The organism is Nocardia sp. GTS18 (genome assembly GCF_013839555.1).
GTDB lineage: Bacteria > Actinomycetota > Actinomycetes > Mycobacteriales > Mycobacteriaceae > Nocardia > Nocardia rosealba.
Genome location: NZ_JACBIU010000024.1, coordinates 52,334 through 71,315, shown reverse-complemented (window position 1 = coordinate 71,315; position 18,982 = coordinate 52,334). Strand labels below are relative to the sequence as shown.

The 18,982-nt window shown below is 62.8% G+C and carries 9 protein-coding genes and 1 pseudogene; 8 read left to right on the top strand and 2 right to left on the bottom strand.

Annotated features, from left to right (window positions below; translation table 11 throughout):
• Nucleotides 1-13: 13 nt before the first annotated feature.
• From HYG95_RS18435 to HYG95_RS18415, 5 genes are all read left to right on the top strand, one after another.
• A complete protein-coding gene (locus HYG95_RS18435) occupies nucleotides 14-1,732 on the top strand; it encodes a PQQ-binding-like beta-propeller repeat protein (RefSeq protein WP_181699372.1) in 1,719 nt (572 codons plus the stop codon).
• Between the two features lie 159 nt (nucleotides 1,733-1,891).
• Nucleotides 1,892-2,272: a hypothetical protein gene (locus tag HYG95_RS18430; protein ID WP_181699370.1), complete on the top strand. Its 381-nt coding sequence runs from the start codon at nucleotides 1,892-1,894 to the stop codon at nucleotides 2,270-2,272.
• 102 nt (nucleotides 2,273-2,374) lie between these two features.
• Nucleotides 2,375-4,336: a UvrD-helicase domain-containing protein gene (locus HYG95_RS18425; RefSeq protein ID WP_181699368.1), complete on the top strand. Its 1,962-nt coding sequence runs from the start codon at nucleotides 2,375-2,377 to the stop codon at nucleotides 4,334-4,336.
• Between the two features lie 140 nt (nucleotides 4,337-4,476).
• Nucleotides 4,477-5,979 (top strand): ATP-dependent endonuclease, encoded by a 1,503-nt coding sequence (locus HYG95_RS18420; RefSeq protein WP_181699367.1) that lies wholly within the window; start codon nucleotides 4,477-4,479, stop codon nucleotides 5,977-5,979.
• Nucleotides 5,980-6,371: 392 nt separating this feature from the next.
• Nucleotides 6,372-8,171, top strand: coding sequence for a 3'-5' exonuclease (locus tag HYG95_RS18415; RefSeq protein WP_181699365.1), 1,800 nt, complete (start codon nucleotides 6,372-6,374; stop codon nucleotides 8,169-8,171).
• A 10-nt stretch (nucleotides 8,172-8,181) separates the two neighbouring features.
• On the opposite strand, the gene HYG95_RS18410 is transcribed toward HYG95_RS18415, so the two are convergent.
• Both HYG95_RS18410 and HYG95_RS18405 read right to left on the bottom strand, forming a co-directional pair.
• Nucleotides 8,182-9,588: a serine/threonine-protein kinase gene (locus HYG95_RS18410; protein ID WP_181699363.1), complete on the bottom strand. Its 1,407-nt coding sequence runs from the start codon at nucleotides 9,586-9,588 to the stop codon at nucleotides 8,182-8,184.
• Nucleotides 9,585-10,250 carry a hypothetical protein gene (locus HYG95_RS18405; RefSeq protein WP_181699361.1) on the bottom strand — a complete coding sequence of 222 codons (666 nt, stop codon included), beginning with the start codon at nucleotides 10,248-10,250 and terminating at the stop codon, nucleotides 9,585-9,587. The genes HYG95_RS18410 and HYG95_RS18405 overlap by 4 nt, the downstream gene beginning before the upstream one ends.
• A gap of 260 nt (nucleotides 10,251-10,510) precedes the next feature.
• Here HYG95_RS18405 and HYG95_RS18400 point away from each other — a divergent pair, with 260 nt between their 5' ends.
• The 3 genes and pseudogenes from HYG95_RS18400 to HYG95_RS18390 all read left to right on the top strand — a co-directional run bounded on the left by HYG95_RS18400 (nucleotide 10,511) and on the right by HYG95_RS18390 (nucleotide 18,978).
• A complete protein-coding gene (locus HYG95_RS18400; protein WP_181699359.1) occupies nucleotides 10,511-13,372 on the top strand; it encodes a helicase-related protein in 2,862 nt (953 codons plus the stop codon).
• A gap of 2 nt (nucleotides 13,373-13,374) precedes the next feature.
• Nucleotides 13,375-17,961, top strand: coding sequence for a DNA methyltransferase (locus HYG95_RS18395; RefSeq protein WP_181699357.1), 4,587 nt, complete (start codon nucleotides 13,375-13,377; stop codon nucleotides 17,959-17,961).
• A gap of 76 nt (nucleotides 17,962-18,037) precedes the next feature.
• A pseudogene (locus HYG95_RS18390) lies at nucleotides 18,038-18,978 on the top strand (5'-nucleotidase).
• The last annotated feature ends 4 nt before the right edge of the window (nucleotides 18,979-18,982 follow it).

Genomic DNA, 18,982 nt, shown 5'->3' with positions numbered 1-18,982 from the left:
GTACAAAGCGCTGGTGGGAGCTGTCGGTGCCGGCCTCCTGACCGGCGGAACTGCTCTCGGCCTCTTCAGCCGATTCGGCACGGCGCCGGTCGCGGTGAGGGACACGTACGCGCAAGCCGGCCACGTCGCAGGAGCCGCCGCCGTGGCCGGTGGGCTGGTACTGGCCATCGCCGTCGCGGCATGGTTCGCCGGCCGCTCACGACAGGCCGACTTGTGGAGCACTCATCACCGATGGGAACTCGGCGCCACCGCAACCGTCGCACTGGTACTCGGCTTCCTTGGCGTGATGTCCTGGAACGAGCACCTACCGAGCAGCTACACCACCCTGCGAACCGAGATGCCGTATTTCGAGCAACTCACCACCTCGGTCGGCGCGCTCGCACTGGTCGCGATCGGCTCAATCCTGGTGCTGCCTCTCGCCTTTCACATGGGTGTAGCAAGAACACTTCGCCGGGGCACCTCGACGGCGGCCATGGCGACGGGGCTGGCGATCGCCGCTGCGGTGAGCGTGGTCGCCGTGCGTGCCGGCGACGACAGGCTCAACGTCGACCACAGCACCGCCGCCCCCACCCCGGTGCCGGCGGCAGCCGACAGATTCGGCACCGAAGCATTTCGACTGCAGCTTCCGCCACTGAACAACCGGCCCGAGGCGACCGGACGTGAAGTCATCGCGGCGGGCACCGGTTTCCTCGTCATCGGCGTCGACGGCCTCCGGGCCTTCGACGGCGCAACCGGCGAACCACGCTGGCACTACCTGCGCAGACCCCAATCCGGAACCCGCACATTGATATACGACCGCGGATCGGCCATCACGGCCGCCGACGGTGCCATCGTTACGACCCGCTGGACGGGTCGAAGCGGCACCCGACGCATCACTTTCGACGCCGTCACGGGCCAGATCCTGTGGACCTCGGACGACCACACGGATTTCACCTCGGACGACCACGACAGCCCAGCGCGCCTCCTCGAGGCCCCCGCGTCGGACACCTTGATCGTGGCAACCGACACCGCTGTCAAGGGATACGACGCCCGCACCGCAGCCCGCCGATGGGTGACACCCGTAGCCGAATCCGGTTGCCGCTCCAGCGATGTCGGTACCCGCGTCACCGCCGATGCCGTCTATCGAGTGCTCCGCTGCGGCGGCTCGATATGGCGCGTTATCGCGATCGACACCGCAACGGGAGGTGTGATCGGCCACCGCGACTACCCCGCCTCGCCCTCGAACAAGCCCACATTGACGCTGCTACAGAACATGACGCTCATCGACTTCTGGACTCCCGACAACCCCGCATACATGCTCGTCGAAAAACCGGACCAGCTCGCCACCTCCCCACTCCGGACCTCGGGTTCACCCTTCGCCGCAGCCGCCGACGGATCGGACCTTCTCGTCGGGCTCTTCGACCCGACGACCCGCCAGAGCCATGTCGACCTGGCCACCTACGACGGCACCTCGCGCACCCGAGTTCCCGAGATGTCGCCGAGTAGCCCGAACAGCGGTGCTGTCCATGTCCTCGCCGAGGAGATCATCGCGCTGGAATACGACACCTCACTACGGCTTTCGCGCTGGCCCCGCCGAAATCCGACTTCCCCCACCGCCGTCCCCATCGAGGCCACCTGCCGCCCCAAAGCGACTCAGCCGACACTCCTCCCTGTCCCCGCATCGATCTTGGTCGTTTGCCAGAACAACGAGGAAATCGGCGACGCCACCCTCGACATCATCGGCTACCGCTGAACCCTCACCCGCCGATCGGTAGCGCCTCACTCTCTGGCCGATAGGCGAGTCAACGCCTTTGTGCCCCAGCAAATATCGCCTGGTAATCCAACCGCACCCAGCTAAAATCGGTCATCCAGGAGTCATTCTCCGGGGGATACACCGAGGTAGGGGTAGGGAATGAAAACCACGCTCATCGTCGCCATCGCGGCACTGTCCGCCATCACACTCACCGGCTGCTCGTCCGATGCCGACGTGGTCTCGGAGAACCTGTCCAAGGAATCCGACCAGTTCAAGATCAACCGCCGCGTGGTCTTCTTCAACGGAATCACCGACAAGTACCTGCTCTCGGTAGAGGGCAAGTGCTCGATCAAAGACGAGAACAAACAACTCGAAGTCACCTGCAAAACCGGCGACGACCAGTACAAGAAACACTTCCTCGGCCTGTCCGACAACGTCAGCTACTTCGTGGAACAGCTCGAGCCCGCCGAGGTAGACCGCTACCACTACAAGGTCATCTTCAAGCCCGAGGTCATCCTCCCCGACGTCGACCGCCCCTGACCTCGGCGACCATCACACCGACCGATGTGCGGCGATTCACCACACGAAGCCGGCAGCAGTCAATTATGTTGAAGGGCAACGCATTGAAGTGATCGGGGGGTCATGCCGAACATCAGCCGGGAACGCCTTGTCCACTGGGTGGAGCACACTCTCGCCGACCTGCCACACCTGACGTCGTCGCAACGCCGGTTCCTCTCGAGTCTGCTCACGGTACGTGGATGGCACCTGATGGTCGAGCGCGAGGCGCCGCGCGAAGATCATGCTGCGGCTTACGCGATCGGGCGGACAGGTGTCTACGCTCTGGTGTTCACCGAAGTCGCGCCCAAGCCGGGCCGGCTGCAGGAGATCCGCAAACACGCGGAGGACGTGTTCGCCGGAATTCGTTTCGACAGCAGCCAGTTCGTACCGCACACCATCGAGCTCGTCCTGCTTGTGCCGCAAGCTTCGGCTTTTCCGGCCCCGGATATGGCCATCGTCGTCGATGAATCTTCGATTCTCGCAACTTTCACCAGAGCTGAACAACGGCTGTCACCAGGGCGTGTCGCCCAGGTAGCGACCAGCGCCGCGGAGCGGCTCACCTGGCACAAATGGATCAGCTCGAACAACGCCCCCGAACCGGAGCGGGTGACTACGGGCGGCCTGTTCGAAGAGACAGACCTGCACTCGGACACCCGCGACGGCGCCTTGGCCAGGCCGTTCCGCGACTGGATGACCTTCCTCGATCCCGACCAGCTCAGTCTGGTGCACACGAATTTCACGGGACCCGCCCGTTTCAGCGGTCCGGCGGGCACCGGCAAGTCTGTGGTGGCACTGCACCGCATGGCACACTTTGCCAAGCGAAACCCTGGGCGGCTCCTGTTCACCAGCTTCGTCAAGACACTGCCGGCGTACCACCAATCAGGCTTCGCCCGGTTGGCGCCGCAAGCGGCCGATCGAGCACAGTTCATCGGTCTACATGCCTGGGCCAGAGCCTTTCTCCGTCGTCGAGAGGTCGAGTTCAACCTCGACGACCGCGCTGTGAATACGTCGTTTGCGCAGGCTTGGCAGCACGCTCGCGCAGTCCTCGCGAAGGTCGAGGGCACCGATTTCGGTTACTGGGCGGACGAAACGAACCGGGTGATCAAGGGTCGCGGTATCACCGAATTGGCGACATACCTCGGCATCAAGCGTTCCGGACGCGAAGGAATCAGCCTGCACGGCGGCCGCCGTAAATATGTGTGGGAGAACTGGTTTCTCCCGTATCAGGCAGGCCTGGACGCGCGAGGAGTCCATGATTTCAACGACGTCATCGGACTCGCCATCCAGGAGCTGCGGGAACGTCCGCTCGATGACACCGAGAACTACGCACTGGTAGTGGTCGACGAAGTTCAAGACTTCACGCTGCTGGAGCTGCGGCTGGTGCACCAGATCCTCGGCGGCGGCCCCGATGCTCAGCTGCTGCTGGTCGGCGACGGTCAGCAGCAGGTGTATTCCGGCGGTTGGAAACTGTCCGAAGCGGGGATTCCACTCCCGGGCGGTCGTGGTCGCGTGTTGCGGACCAACTATCGCAACCGTGAAGCGATCCTGCGCTATTCGAAGCGTGTCGAGGCCGGAAACACTGTCGACGACCTCGACGGCGGCCCCGGCTTCGTTCTCCGCGACAGTGACGCGACGCTCCCCGACGGTTGTGTCGTCGAGGAACGGCTCTCGCAACGAGACATCAACACCGCACTTCCCGAGGCGGTCCGAAACGCCGGACTGCCACCGCATTCCGATATCGCCGTCATCGTCAACTCACACCGCGATGTCGACCGCTTCCAGCGCGTGTTGCGCAATGCCGGTTTCGACACGATCTCGTTGGAGCGTTACGACGGGACCCAGGTAGACCCGGTCAAAGTGGGTACGGTGCATCGCGCGAAGGGCATGGATTTCGCAGCGGTATTCCACATCACCGACGAGCCTGCGAGCGATATCACCCAACTGACCGGCGGAGCGCGCGATCGAGCGGAGCTCCTGGCGAGACAGATGCTGGTAGCCGTCAGCCGACCACGTGACTACCTCTGGGTTGCGTACCTCACCGACTGAGCGCCGCAGTTCCCCTATGTCGAAGTTCCCTGAAACCCTCTGCAGCAGAGCGATTCTCGCTTCTCTGTACGCTACGATACGATCTTGATGGGGTTCGGGCGGGATTCAGCCGAGATACGAAATCGGGGTGGGTCATGGGGATGAACACGTCCACCGGATATCGCAGCGAGATCCGAGCCGGAGAGATCCGGGATCTCGCTGCCAAGGTGGTCAAGGAGAACTACCGCCAGTATCTGCGTCGATTGACCCTCACCAGGGTGCGCGGTTTCGTCGACGTCGAGGTGAGTTTCGACTTCCCGGTGACCGCCGTGGTCGGTCCGAACGGCGGCGGCAAGTCGACCGTACTGGGCGCGGCGGCACTGCCCTACAGCTCTGTACCGCCGGGCCGGTTCTTCGCCAAGAGCGGCACGTACGACGACAGCATGCAAAATTGGTCGATCGAATACCAGCTGATCGAGCGGGCGCTGAACAAACGCGCGCCCATCCTTCGGACCGCTAGCTTCAAGCGCCTGAAGTGGAATCGTTCGGCAGTAGACCGAGCTGTCCTCATCTTCGGTGTCGAGCGAACCGTGCCTGCCAACGAACGGCAGAATCTTCGCCGCGCCATCAGCGGCACCTATGAGGCCTTTCGCGAGATCCAGCTTCCTCAGCAGGTGGCCGCCGAGGCCGAGAAGGTACTCGGCAAACCGCTGTCGGGATTCCGGCAGCTCTATCTCGACGCCACCGACAAACTCAGCATGTTCTCCGGGGTCACGGCCCGTGGCGACGGATACTCCGAGTTCCACTTCGGTGCTGGGGAGGCCAGCGTCATCCGTATCATCGCCGAAGTCGAAGCTGCCGATGAGCAGAGTTTGATTCTCATCGAGGAGATCGAGAACGGCCTGCACCCCGTCGCGACCCAGCGAATGGTCGAATACTTGATCGGGGTGGCGGGCCGTAAGAAGTGTCAGGTGGTTTTCACCACGCACTCCAACGACGCGCTCGCACCGCTACCCCCGGAGGCGATCTGGGCGGCCCTCGGCGACACGGTTATTCAGGGCAAACTCGACGTACGCGCGCTGCGTGCGATCACGGGGCAGGTCGACGCGCGTCTGGTGATCTTCGTCGAGGACGAGTTCGCGGTGAGCCTTGTCGCCATGGCTCTGCGTATGCACGGCGGCATCGAGATATCCACGATCCAGATCCATGCGATGAACGGGGCGGGCACCGCGAAACAAACCACGCTGCACCATAATTCGGTGCCGACTACACGGCAGCCCGCGGTGTGCTTCCTCGACGGTGACAGGTCGGACGACGCCGATCCCGAGCGGCGCATCCACATCCTGCCGGGCTCTTCCGACCCGGAAGCCACGATTTTCATGGATGTCTTCGGCCGCCTCGACGCGCTGGCGGCGAAGCTCACCAGGTCGTTGCGCCTGCCGCTGGCCGACCAGCGACGCGTCACCTCGGTGATCCGGCAGCGCAGCCTGACCAACCACGACATTCACCTCATCTGGCAGCAGATCGGGGATGATCTCGACTTCCTGTCGGGACACGATGTGGCGCAGGCATTCCTGGCGGTGTGGGCGGAGGAGTTCCCCGATCAGATCGCTGCTCTGATCGAGACGATCAGCGACGTCCTGCCGTGGCAGGTCCACGCGTAATGGCCCAGCTCGTCCTCGCGTCGACAGCTGTCCGGCCCCGCTTGGAACCGCAGGTCCGACGGCGAGTGTTCGACCTGCTCGCGTTGCTGCAGGACGACGACCGGGGTCGCGCGGCGGTGCAGACGGTGCCGGGCGCGGTGGACACCCGCATCCGAACTGCCTATGTCGACCGGCGACACCGCGCCGTTCTGTTCCAGGTGGTTCCCGACCGTGGCGAGACCACCTACATCTACATGGGCACGTGGCGCACGGCCGAGGCGGTCGCATTCGCCGAACAGGCCGTACTGCGTATCAATCCGGTCTCCGGCGTCCTCGAGGGCATCATCGGACGTTCGGCTGTCGAGAACGGCCTACCGGTCGACTCTGTCCGACCGCGGCGGTCGGTGCTCGCGGTGCCCGGCATCGGTCCGTCAGAACTCGCCGAGCGCCTCGGGATCGACCGCGATGTGGCAGAGCGCGCCTATCGCATCACCGATCGCGACGAGTTCATCCGGTTCGCCGAACAGATCTCGGCGACCATCGGCTGGCAGGGTAACGCGCTACTCGACCTGATGGTCGGCGTCGACCTCGATCGGATTAGGGAGAACTACCGGCTCGGCGCCGCCCCCTCCGAGCAGGAAGGCGACGAAGACCGCCGGATAATCGCGGCGCTCGCCCACCCGGCGTCGAAGCTGCGATTCACCTATGCGGAGGACTCGGCCGAACTCCAACGGGTGATCGAAACCGGAGACATCGCCGCGTGGCGCACGTTCCTGCACCCCGAACAGCGTCGATACGCCGAACAGGACCTTCGTGGTTCGTTTCGGGTCACCGGCGGGTCGGGCACGGGGAAGTCGGTGATCCTGGTGCATCGAGCGAGAAATCTCGCCAACCGTCACCCTGACGCACGGATTCTGCTGACCACATTCAACGCCGTGCTCGCCGATGTGCTCCGCCGCAACCTCGAGACCCTCGCGCCCGGCATCACTCTCGCAAAACAGCTGGGAGAGCCCGGGATCTATGTGGCTAGTGTCGACAGTCTGGCATTGGAAGTTGTCGAGAACTCGAATCTGGTCGAAACGGCTTCCAGAAATGTGTTCGGACACAGCAGATTCCGTACCGACCGGCCGAGATTCGAAAGCACCAGGGTGTGGCGGCGAACCGTGGCCCATGTATCGCACACCCTACCGCCACATCTGACGGCCGAATCATTTCTCGAAAGCGAGTATGTCAATGTCGTGCTGGCTCGGCGGCTACGCCGGTTCGAGGAGTACGCCAAGAGCGACCGGCGCGGCCGCGGTGTGCGGCTGAGCCGCAGCGCCAAAAGGGAGCTGTGGAAGATATTCGCCGAGCACCGAAAATTCTGTATGAATCTGGGTCGCTATACCTTCCCTGAGATCGCTGCCGTAGCCACACAGGTCTTGCAGTGCGACGCAGAGGCTCAGGACCCCGCAGTAGCAGACCACGTCTTGATCGATGAAGGTCAAGACCTGCACGCGGTCCATTGGCGTTTCCTCCGCTGCTTGGCCGACGAAGGCCCTAACGACCTGTTCATCGCGGAGGACCCGCATCAGCGGATTTACAGCGAGAGCATCACGCTCGCCCATCACAATGTGGCCATCAAAGGGCGGTCACGCCGACTCACGCTGAACTACCGGACCACGGCGCAGAACCTGGACTTCGCATTGCGCTTCCTCGCCGATTCGACCTTCCACGACTTGGAAGGAGCGGTCGAGGCCGATACCGGATACCGGTCGTCGCGGCTTGGCCCGAAGCCGGAACTCATCGCCGAGTCGAGCAACGAGTCCATGCTGGACCGTGTGGCGGCGGTTGTCCAAAGCTGGCTGGCCACAAGCACCCCGGCGATGTCGATTGCCATCCTCGCCAGAACACGTGATACCGGCAAGCAGATATACGGACACCTTCGCGCTCGCCACATCGCGGTCGAGGAAGTAGCCGATTCTGCCGATTCCAAGCCCCAAGTATCCGTGCTGACCATGCACAAAGCGAAGGGCCAGGAGTTCACCCACGTGATCTTGGTCGGTGTCGATCCAGAAGACCGTGGGGTGGCGGCGCCGACGAGTGCACCCGTCGATCCTGTTGCGGCTGACGAGAGACGACGCGAGCAGGCGCTGCTGTATGTGGCGGCGACGAGGGCCAGAGATCAGTTCGTCATGATCTGGGACCATACAAACCGTGGCAGCGTTCCGTGAGCTGCCGAAGCTACCGGGAACCCGCGCGAATCTGAGCGATCATCTCAGCCAATTGACCGACTCTCGGGTCGTCGTCCCCGTGCCAGGCGGCCAGCTGTTCGTGCAACCGCCGCAAACGAGTCAGCGCGGCGCGCACCTGCCCATTGTGCACCTGACAGTTGGCCATCTGCCGCTGACAAAACATCACCTGGTCGTCGTACGGCCCGCGTTCGGCGGTGAGGTCGTCGATCAACTCGCTGTAGTGCGCGATGGCTTGCTGGTAATCCGCGGCTTCCATGCACAAGTCCGCCAACCGAACCCGGGCATCGACGACATCGGCGTCTCGCGCGCCCAGCTGTGGCACCGCGACACCGAGCACGGTGTTCAGCTGACCGATGGCCGGCACATAGCGTGATTCGTCGGCGAGATCGCGAGCCTGCCGAACGGCGCGCTCGAGATCGCCGCGAGTGAAGTCTGTCGCGACCGGGTCGCGTGGAGACGGATGATGTTGCGTTGCTGCCGTTCTCGTCGAGGCCGATGCTCCGACCGCGGTGGCATACAACCGGGTCGGGCTGTTCGGCTGCGGATCGTCGTGCAGGCCGTCCACAGCGCCCACATACCGCATCACCACCGCGTACACCGCGGTCGCATCCGGCGGACGGTGCGTGTGGTCTTTCGCGAGCATGCTCGTGATCAACACACTCAGCTCCTCGGGTACGTCAGCACGAACCCGGCTCACCACAGGCGGTTCCGCATTGATCTGATTGATCATCGTGTCGATTTCCGAGGACCCGAGCATGGCCCGCTGCCCGGTGAGCAGTTCGTACATGACCAGGCCCAGTGCGTATAGATCTGTTTGTGGCACAACAGTTTTGTTGCGGACCTGCTCAGGCGCCATGTATTCAGGAGTGCCGATCCCCGATCCCGTGCGCGTGAGCCTCGGTTGGTTGCTGTCGAGTGCGATAGCGATGCCGAAGTCGAGCACTTTGACCGTGCCGTCGGGACAGAGCATCAAGTTCGACGGCTTGAGGTCCCGATGAAAGATACTGTGCCCGTGCGCTTCCGCTAGGACAGCAGCGGTCTGTGCGGCGATGGATGCCACCGCGCCCACCGAAAGTCGACCTCGGGTCGCCAGGATGTGGTCGAGCGTGACCCCGTCGATGTATTCCATGATCAGGAACGGCCGCTCCGGCGGCCCGGGGTCGATGCCTGCGTCGAACACAGCGGGCATCCCGGGATGACTCATCTGGGCCATCAGCTCGGCCTCCCTGACGAACCGCCGCTCCCATTCCTCGCTCTCGGCGAGTCCGGGATGGATGAACTTCACCGCGATCCGCCGCTTGAGCTGCCGGTCGAAACCGCGGTACACCTGGCCCATGCCGCCGCGCCCGATAATCTCGATCAGCTCGTACCGCCCGGCGACGATATGTGGTGTCATGCCACCGGCCCCGGCGACAACCGGCCGCTGGAAAGTCCCGCGATGCCCTGCCGAACCAACTGTTCGACGGCAGTACGTTGCCGGCGCCAGACATTTTCGAGCTCCATCAGCTGGGCGACCACCTCACCTGCCCGTCGCTGCTCGGCGAGGGTCATCCGCGGGAACTCCACGGCGAACAGGTCCGGGACCTTTCCGGTGACGCTGTCGACCGCGGCCTGCAGCACTCCCGCCAGAAACCGGCTGTCGACCACTGCCGGGTTCGCACGGATGAGCACCACAAGGGGCGCGAGCAGTGCGACCGCCGTGCACACCCGGACCACGGTCGGTCCGCCACCGCTGACCACGACTACGTCGCCCGGCCGCGTCGTCACCGCGCCGGGAACTGCGGCGTCCGCCGCCTTGGACGGGGACCTACCGATCCGAATATCCTTGGCGCTCAGCATCGGAGCCCCGGTGCCGACGGGGAGGAGTGTGGGTGGCGATTCGAGTACTTCCACCGTGCCGGCTCCGGCAAGTTCCCCGATGGTCACGGTCGGCAGTGCCCGGTCCTCGGCCTCGAGTACAGGAATCCGGGGCGCCGAGAATGCAACAACATCGGCGCGGAGCACGACATAGGAGTCGTCGCCCGGCTCGGTCGGCTCGCTGGCCGAGTCTTCTACCACCGATCGCTCCCCTCCTCTGGTTGCACAACGGTAGCAGCGCCGGGCACGGCAGCAGGTAGCGTCACCACCCGGATGAATGCACGAATGATAACCGAATTACCGGTTGACATTGTTTTCACTTTCATCTAGCGTAAGTAACACCACCGCTGTGACCAGCGGGATCCCAGAAGTCTCGACCCTAAACATGCAGAACGGCGAATTGCTCCCAAATGGGTACTAAATTGGACCGTTCTACCGTCGACCCACCAGGAGTACCCCTGATGACCACCGTCGAGCCTCGCCCGCTCAACGTCGCCCCTGGCTCGATCGTCGTCGTACGTGACGAAGAGTGGTTGGTGACCTCCGCCGAGCAGGGCTCCGACGGTTGGCTGCTGCGCGTACGCGGCCTGTCGGAGCTCGTCGCCGACACCACCGCCACGTTCTACGACAGTCTCGACGACATCGAGGTCCTGGATCCGGCGAAAGCGCGTGTGATCGCCGACGGCTCGTCCGGCTACCGCGATTCCCGCCTCTGGCTCGAGGCCCTGCTGCGCAAAACCCCGTTCCCCTACGGCGACCAAACCCTCACCGTCTCCACCCGCATGCTCGCCGATTCCCTCGGCTACCAGCGCGCAGCGGTCGCCAAAGCCCTTGACCCCCAGCACATCCGGCCGCGCATCCTGCTCGCCGACGCGGTGGGTCTCGGCAAGACCCTCGAGATCGGCATGATCCTGTCCGAGCTGGTTCGCCGAGGGCGCGGGGAGCGCATCCTGATCGTCACCCCCAAACACGTGCTCGAGCAGATGCAGCACGAGCTGTGGTGCCGTTTCGCCCTGCCGTTCGTGCGGCTGGACTCGACCGGTATCCAGAAGGTCCGCCAGAAACTGCCCGCGACCCGCAACCCGTTCACCTATTACAAGCGGGCGATCATCTCGATCGACACCCTCAAGAGCCCGCGCTACAAGGCCCATCTGGCTCGGCAGCATTGGGATGCGGTGGTCATCGACGAGTCGCACAACCTCACCAACGTCGGCACCCAGAACAACGAGCTTGCCCGTGTCCTCGCACCCAACACCGAGGCCCTGATCCTGGCATCGGCGACCCCCCACAACGGTCGCGAAGAGTCCTTCGCCGAGTTGTTGCGACTGCTCGACCCCACCGCGGTTGCCGCCGACGGAACCTTCACCAAAGAAGACGTGCAGAATCTGTTGATCCGCCGTCATCGGCACCACGATGAGGTCGCCGCTGAGGTCGGCAGCGACTGGGCTGAACGTGCTGAGCCGGTGCACAAGCTCGTCACCCCTTCGCCCGCCGAAGACGCTGTTGCCCGAGAACTTTCGCAAGTCTGGTTGCATCCCGAAAACGGCAGCCCGTATTCCGGCGAAACCAAGGGTCTGTTCCCGTGGACCCTGGCCAAAGCCTTCCTGTCCTCGCCCGCCGCCCTGCGTGAGTCGATCAACCAGCGCCGCGACAAACTGCGCGACGGCACCCCGGAGCAGCGCATCGAGCTGGCCGCGCTCGACAACCTCGCCGACCTCAATGACAAGGCGTTCACCGAATCAGCCGGTAAGCAAGCCGCTTTGGTGGATCGCCTGCGCGAAATCGGCGTCGGCCCGAAGTCTTCGATGCGCGCGGTGGTGTTCGCCGAACGCGTTGCCACTTTGAAGTGGCTCACCGAATCTTTGCCTGCCGCATTAGGTTTGAAGCCGGAGAACATCGCGATGCTGCACGGCGGCCTCTCCGATGTGGAGCAGCAGGAGATCGTCGAGAGCTTCAAACTGGAGACCTCCCCCGTCCGGGTTCTCGTCACCGGCGATGTCGCCTCCGAAGGCGTGAACCTGCATGCCCAGTGCCATCACCTCATCCACTACGACATCCCGTGGTCGCTGATCCGCATCGAACAGCGCAACGGTCGTGTCGACCGCTACGGCCAGAAGTACCCGCCGGTGATCTCCTCGCTCATCCTCGAGCCCTCCGACCCCGAGTTCTCCGGCGACCTCCGCGTGCTGTCGCGCTTGCTGGAACGCGAAAACCAGGCCCACACCACGCTCGGCGATGTGGCCTCCCTGATGGGCAAACACAGTGTCACCGAAGAGGAATCGGCGATCCGGGATGTGCTCGCGGGCAAGGCCGAACTCGACGCCGAGGTCCGCACCATCGACGACGTCCTCGACGGCGACGATTTCGACTCCTTCTTCGCCCAGCTCGACACCGACTTCACCCCCGCCCTTCCCGAGCTCCCCCGCCAGAGCCTCTACCCCGACGACGTGAGCTACCTCGACGAAGCACTACGCGCCGCCTTCGACGACGTCCCCCACGCCGAGCCCGCCAAGGGCGGCGTCGGCTGGACCGTGCACGCCAATCACGGCATCGCCGAACTGGTCCCACCCAAGGACCTGCGTCAGCGGCTATCGCAGCTCCCGCAGAACTACCGTGACAAGGGTCAGATCGACAAACGCCTCAAGCTCGCCACGTCCACCCAGGTCGGTGACGCCGAGCTGCGCGTCGCCCGCCAGGGCAAAGGCATCAACGGCACCACCTGGCCCGAGGCCCACTACCTCGGTCCCCTGCATCCCATCCTCGACTGGGCCAGCGACCGCGCCCTGTCGGCGCTCGGCCGCAATCAGATCTTCGCCATCCGCGGGCAGGTCGACGCCGTCACCGTCGTCCTGATGGGCACCCTGATGAACCGCCGCGGCCAACTCGTCTCCCGTGTGTTCTCCACCGTCGAGTTCCCCGACCTGGCCCGCCCGAACTTCGCGATCCCCAGCCCGCTGGAAAGCCTCGACTTCCTGCTCACCGAGACCGGCCTGAAGCCGAACACCGCGAATCCCGGTCCGATCCCCGACCCGGAACGCTTCCAGCAGCTGATCCCCATCGCGGTCGACAAGGCCACCCAGTCGATGAAACTCGTCCTCGACCACCAGGAACGCTCCGCCAATGAGCGCCTCGCCCAATGGCGCCAGCGCGCCGATCGCTGGTATTCCGGCGCCGAACAACTCGAATTGTTCGGCACCCAGAAGAAGAAGGTCGACACCTACGCCCGCCGTATCGCCGAGGAACAGCGCCTCGCCGAATCCCTTGCCCCCACCCAGCAGCTGGTGCGTCCGCTGCTGGTGATCGTCGCAGACAAGGACCAGTAAACATGGCCTCTTTCGATTCCATCGTCGTCGGCGAGGACTGGATCAGTGAGCACTACTTCACCACCGATTCGGTGAAGGAGTCGTTCCACGGCAAGGTGATGGAGCTACGCAAAGGCTGGGACGCCGAGGCCAAGGAGGGCCGCAAGACAGTCCGCAGCTCCCTGCTGTCCAGCGCCGGTGAACTGCACACCGCCCTGGGCGCACTGGCCGAGAACCCCGAAGCCGCCCCGAAGGCGCATGCCCAGGTCCGCACCGCCTTCGGCTTCGACGGCGAACTCACCCCCTTCACAGCCGAACGCGCCGGATCGGAACTACTGATCCCCGACGCCCAACTCGCCAGCACCCCGAATGTGCTTTTCCTGCAAGCCAACCCCGTCGAGTCGATCGAAGACTTCCTCGGCACCGGCACCCTGATCACCACCGCAACCGAAGACGGGAAACCCCTCGAATCGGCCTCCAAAACGGTGTCGGCCGCCTTCCGCTCCGACACCCCACCCGCCTTCATCGTGGTCCAGGCAGGCCGCTGGCTCCTGCTCGCCGAAGCCGAACGCTGGGCCGAAGGCCGCTACCTCGCCATGGACCTGCTGGTCGTCGCCGAACGCCGCCACGACGCCCGCGGCGGCGAAATCGACCGCGCCGCAGCCATCTTCGGCCACCAATCCCTACGCCCCGATGCCGACGGCAACATCTGGTGGACCGGCGTCCTCGAAGACTCTGTGAAGCACACCGTCGGCGTCTCCAAGGACCTGCGCGAAGGCATCCGCCTGTCCATCGAAATCATCGCCAACGAGGTCGTGCACCGCCGCCGCGACAAGGGCCTGACGATGGACGGAATCGACGGCAACGACCTCGCCAAACACTCCCTGCGCTTCCTGTACCGCATCCTGTTCCTGCTCTACGCCGAGGCGTCGCCGGAGATGCAGGTGCTGCCCACCGGCGCCGCCGAGTACGAGGAGGGTTACGGCCTGGACCGCCTCCGCGAACTCACCCTCACCGAGTTGGTCTCCCACCACGCCCGCACCGGCACACATCTGTACGACTCGCTGAAGAAGCTCTTCGACCTCGTCGACCGGGGCCACAAGCCTGCCGTTCGGGAGAACGTCACCGACGACCCGGCTCCCGGTCTCGAGTTCAATCCGCTGCGCGCAGACCTGTTCTCCCCCAAGGCAACCGCCCTCATCGACGAAGTCGGCCTCGGCAACGAAGCGACCCAGCAGGTCTTGGCCCACCTCCTCCTCACCAAGGAGAGCAAGACCCGCAAGGGCGGTGACCGCGGCTTCATCAGCTACGCCGAACTCGGCATCAACCAGCTCGGCGCCGTCTATGAGGGCCTGATGTCCTACACCGGCTTCTTCGCCGAGGAAGACCTCTACGAAGTAGCCAAGGACGGCAACCCCGAAAAGGGCTCCTGGGTCGTCCCCGTCGACCGCGCCGACCACCTCTCCGAATCCGACTTCGTCCGCACCGAAGACCCCGTCACCGGCGAACTCAAGCCCGTCCTCCATCCCAAGGGCACCTTCGTCTTCCGTCTCGCAGGCCGCGAACGCCAACAGTCCGCCTCGTACTACACCCCCGAAGTCCTGACGAAATTCGTCGTCTCCCAGGCCCTCGAGGAACTCCTCGACCAAGACGGCCACCGCACCACCCCCGAAGAAATCCTCTCCCTCACCATCTGCGAACCAGCCCTCGGCTCCGGCGCCTTCGCCATCGAAGCAGTCCGCCAACTCGCCGCCGAGTACTTGAAGCGCAAACAAGAAGACCTGGGCGAACTGATTGACGCCGACCAATACACGATCGAACTCCAAAAGGTGAAGGCCCACATCGCCATTCACCAGGTCTACGGCGTCGACCTCAACGCAACAGCCGTAGAGCTAGCCGAAATCTCCCTCTGGCTCGACACCATGGTCGCAGGCCTCCAAGCCCCCTGGTTCGGCCTCCACCTCCGCCGAGGCAACTCCCTCATCGGCGCCCGTCGAGCGATCTACTCCCCCACCGACCTCATTAAAAAGGCCTGGCTCAAAACCGTCCCCAAGGACGTCCCCCTCGGCACCGAAATCGGCGCAGGGATCCACCACTTCCTCCTCCCCGCCGAAGGCTGGGGCGCGATAGTCGACACCGCCGAAGCCAAAACCTATGCTCCCGACCAGCGCGAAGAACTCCGGCTATGGCGCAACGAAATCCGTAAGTCCCCGTCCAAGGACATCACCAAACGCTTGGCCTCCCTCGCCCAGCGCGTGGAAACCCTGTGGGAGTTCACCCTCCGCCGCTTGACCATCGCCGAGTCCGAGATCCGCCGTGACCTTCACCTGTGGCGCAGCGAACCCATCGACCATGTCCCCGCGGTCACCCGCGAACAAATCGAAGCGGTCCTCAACGACGAGAAGGGCTCCTACCAGCGGTTGCGCAGAGTGATGGATGCCTGGTGCGCACTCTGGTCCTGGCCCGTCACCGGCGACATCGCGGCACCAGACTGGGACCAGTGGGTCGGCGGCCTCGAATCGATCCTCGGCACAACCGCCAAGGCAGGCAAGTTCGAAAAGTACGGCCAAACCAGCTTCGCCTCCGACCTGGACTGGTCCGAACTCGATATCGCCGAAGACAACGACCGGGTCTTCGCCCAAGCCAAGTCCACCGACGCCGCGACCGCTGAATTTCCCTGGCTGAACGTGGCTTCCGAGATCGCTAGTACACAAGGGTTCCACCATTGGGAGCTCGACTTTGCACCGCTGTTCGCGCGTGGTGGGGTCGACTTACAGGTGGGTAACCCCCCCTGGGTACGACCAGATTGGGACGAAGCCGGAGTGCTGGCCGAACTCGACCCGTGGTGGCGGCTGGAGAATAAGCCCGATGAAACCACAAAGCGCACCAAAATGGCAGCTCTCGTTTCACAGTCTGCATACCTAACCGCTTTCCTCAACGAACGGTCCGAGCAAGCAGGACAGAGCTGCCACCTCAGTTCCGGGATAGATCGCCCAGCTCTTAGTGGACTGCGACCAGACCTCTACCGATGCTTCATTGAACGAACATGGAGATCCGCATCAAAGATAGGCGTCGGATCGCTCGTACATCCTGAGAGTCACTTCGCAGAGGTCCGCGCCAGCCATTTTCGGAGAGAATGCTATAGACGACTCCGGCGGCACTGGCAGTTTAAAAACGAATTGAGCCTGTTCGACATTGACCATCACAATATATTTGGGGTCCATGTATATGGTGCTGATTCGGATATCCGCTTCTTGCAGGGTGCGGCTCTGTACCACCCAGACACAGTAGACCGATCCTTCCACCACGACGGCTCCGGGGCGCCACCCGGCGTCAAGTCGGAAGACGGACACTGGGACCTACGGCCCCACGCTGAAAGGATAATCGTCGTCACAGAGTCCCTATTGGCAACTTGGGCCGCCTTGATCGACGAGACAGGTACGGCGCCTGAAACAGCGCGCATGCTTTACCCAGTCAATCGAGCTAGTGCGGCAGTCCTTAACAAGCTCGCAGCCGCACCCCGCATCGCAGACAAACCGTTCTTCTGGACATCCGGCTGGAATGAAACGACTGACCGAAAACTTGGCTACTTTCAAGCGACATCCGCTATACCGAAGAAGATGGATGAGGCAATTCTTCAAGGACCTCACATCACCGTAGCCACACCGTTATTCAAACAGCCCACAGAGACGATGCGCAACAATCTCGACACCACAGAGATTGACTTAATGAGCATTGGCAAAGAATTCATCCCAAGAACCAGCTATCAACCAGCGAAGCGCCCCGACGAATACATTGCCGGGTACCCCAAGTGGCACAGTCAGCCAAGCTCGCACTTCTATCGGTTAACTTGGCGCGCAATGGGCCAGTCCGCAAACGTCCGGACCATACACTCGGCGTTGATTCCACCAGGCCCTACTCACGTCCTTGGACTGTTCTCGCTAACGTTCGACGATCTTGCGGATCTGGCGATTGCTGGCGGCATTACTGCGTCATTGCCAGCCGACTACATGGTCAAGGTAACCGGCGTTACCAACATCAAGATTGGAATCCTTGGACAGGTCCCACATATTCGCCATCATCCGCTCGAAAACCATCTGATTCACCGCACTCTCCGACTAAATTGTCTCACTCAAGCCTATGCTCCGCTTTGGTCCGAACTATTTTCTCCCGAATGGCTCAAGGATTCTAGCGTACCCAATCTTGGAAACGCATACTACGGACCGTCCGAACTCAGCAACGTTACACAAGACTGGACGTGGAACACTCCGCTGCGTAGCGCATCGGATCGCCGCCAAGCCCTCATCGAAATCGACGCCATCGTAGCCGTAATGCTCAACATCACCGCCGAAGAACTCCTGACCATCTACCGCACCCAATTCCCCGTCCTCCAAAAATACGAACGCGAAGCCCTCTACGACGCCAACGGCCGCCAACTCCCCACCAAACTAGCCTCCGAATACCGCAAGAAGGGCCCCCTCCCGTCGTCAGACCTAACAGTCGACGGCATCACCTACGTCGAGCCGTTCACCGGCGTAGACCGCGAGCGCGACATGGAGCTAGCTCACCAACATTTCTCGCGGCTGGCGAACTCGGCAAATAACACTTGATCCGGCCGAGGTTGGTGGCGCTCAATCGCCGTCTTGAGCCCTGAACCATCGTTCCACGACACGGAAAACTAGAGCTATGAAAACCAATGAGCGCCTCGTAATCGGAATCGCCTCCAGTGCACTGTTCGACCTGACGGAATCCGACCGTGTATTTCAAACCGACGGCGAAGCTTCTTACCGGAAATATCAGGAGGATAACCTTAACCGTAGGCTCGAACCCGGTACGGCCTTCCCCTTTGTTCGGAGGGTGTTGTCGTTAAACAATCTCAACCTGTCGAATGAGCAGCTGGTTGAGGTTGTGGTCTTGTCCCACAACGATCCGATGACCGGCCTCCGAGTCCTGCGATCAATCAAGGCTCACAAGCTCGAGAGAGTCGCCCGCGCAGTGTTTACACAGGGCCGCTCACCCTATCGCTACATGCCCGCCTTCAACATGTCTCTCTTTCTCTCCAAGAACGAAGAGGACGTCAAAGAAGCGACGGGGTTGTCGTTGCCAGCAGGCAGAGTCCTCGACTGTCCAGAGGCGGAGGATGATCCCGATGATCTTGAGCTGCGTATCGCGTTCGATTTCGACGGAGTACTTGCCGACGACTCATCCGAGAATGTATACGCATCAGGCGGGCTTGCCAGGTTTCACGAATACGAAGCTGAGCACGCCACTGTTCCACACCCGGCTGGGCCGTTGCGTCCATTCCTGCACGCAATCAACAAGATACAGATGTTGGAGGAGAGTCGGCGACAGAATGACGGGACGTATTCGCCCAGGGTACGCGTCTCCCTTATCACCGCCCGCGACACTTCAGATCATGCTCACGAACGTGCCGTGCACAGCTTAAAGCAGTGGGGGTTACGGTAAATGACGCCTTCTTTCTCGGCGGGCTTGAGAAAGGAAGTATTGTGTCGATCCTCAAGCCCCACATCTTCTTTGACGACCAAGAACGTCACCTCGTCTCAACAGCCAATAATGTGCCGAGTGTTCATATACCGTTCGGAATATTGAACCGATCACTATCGTGACGGA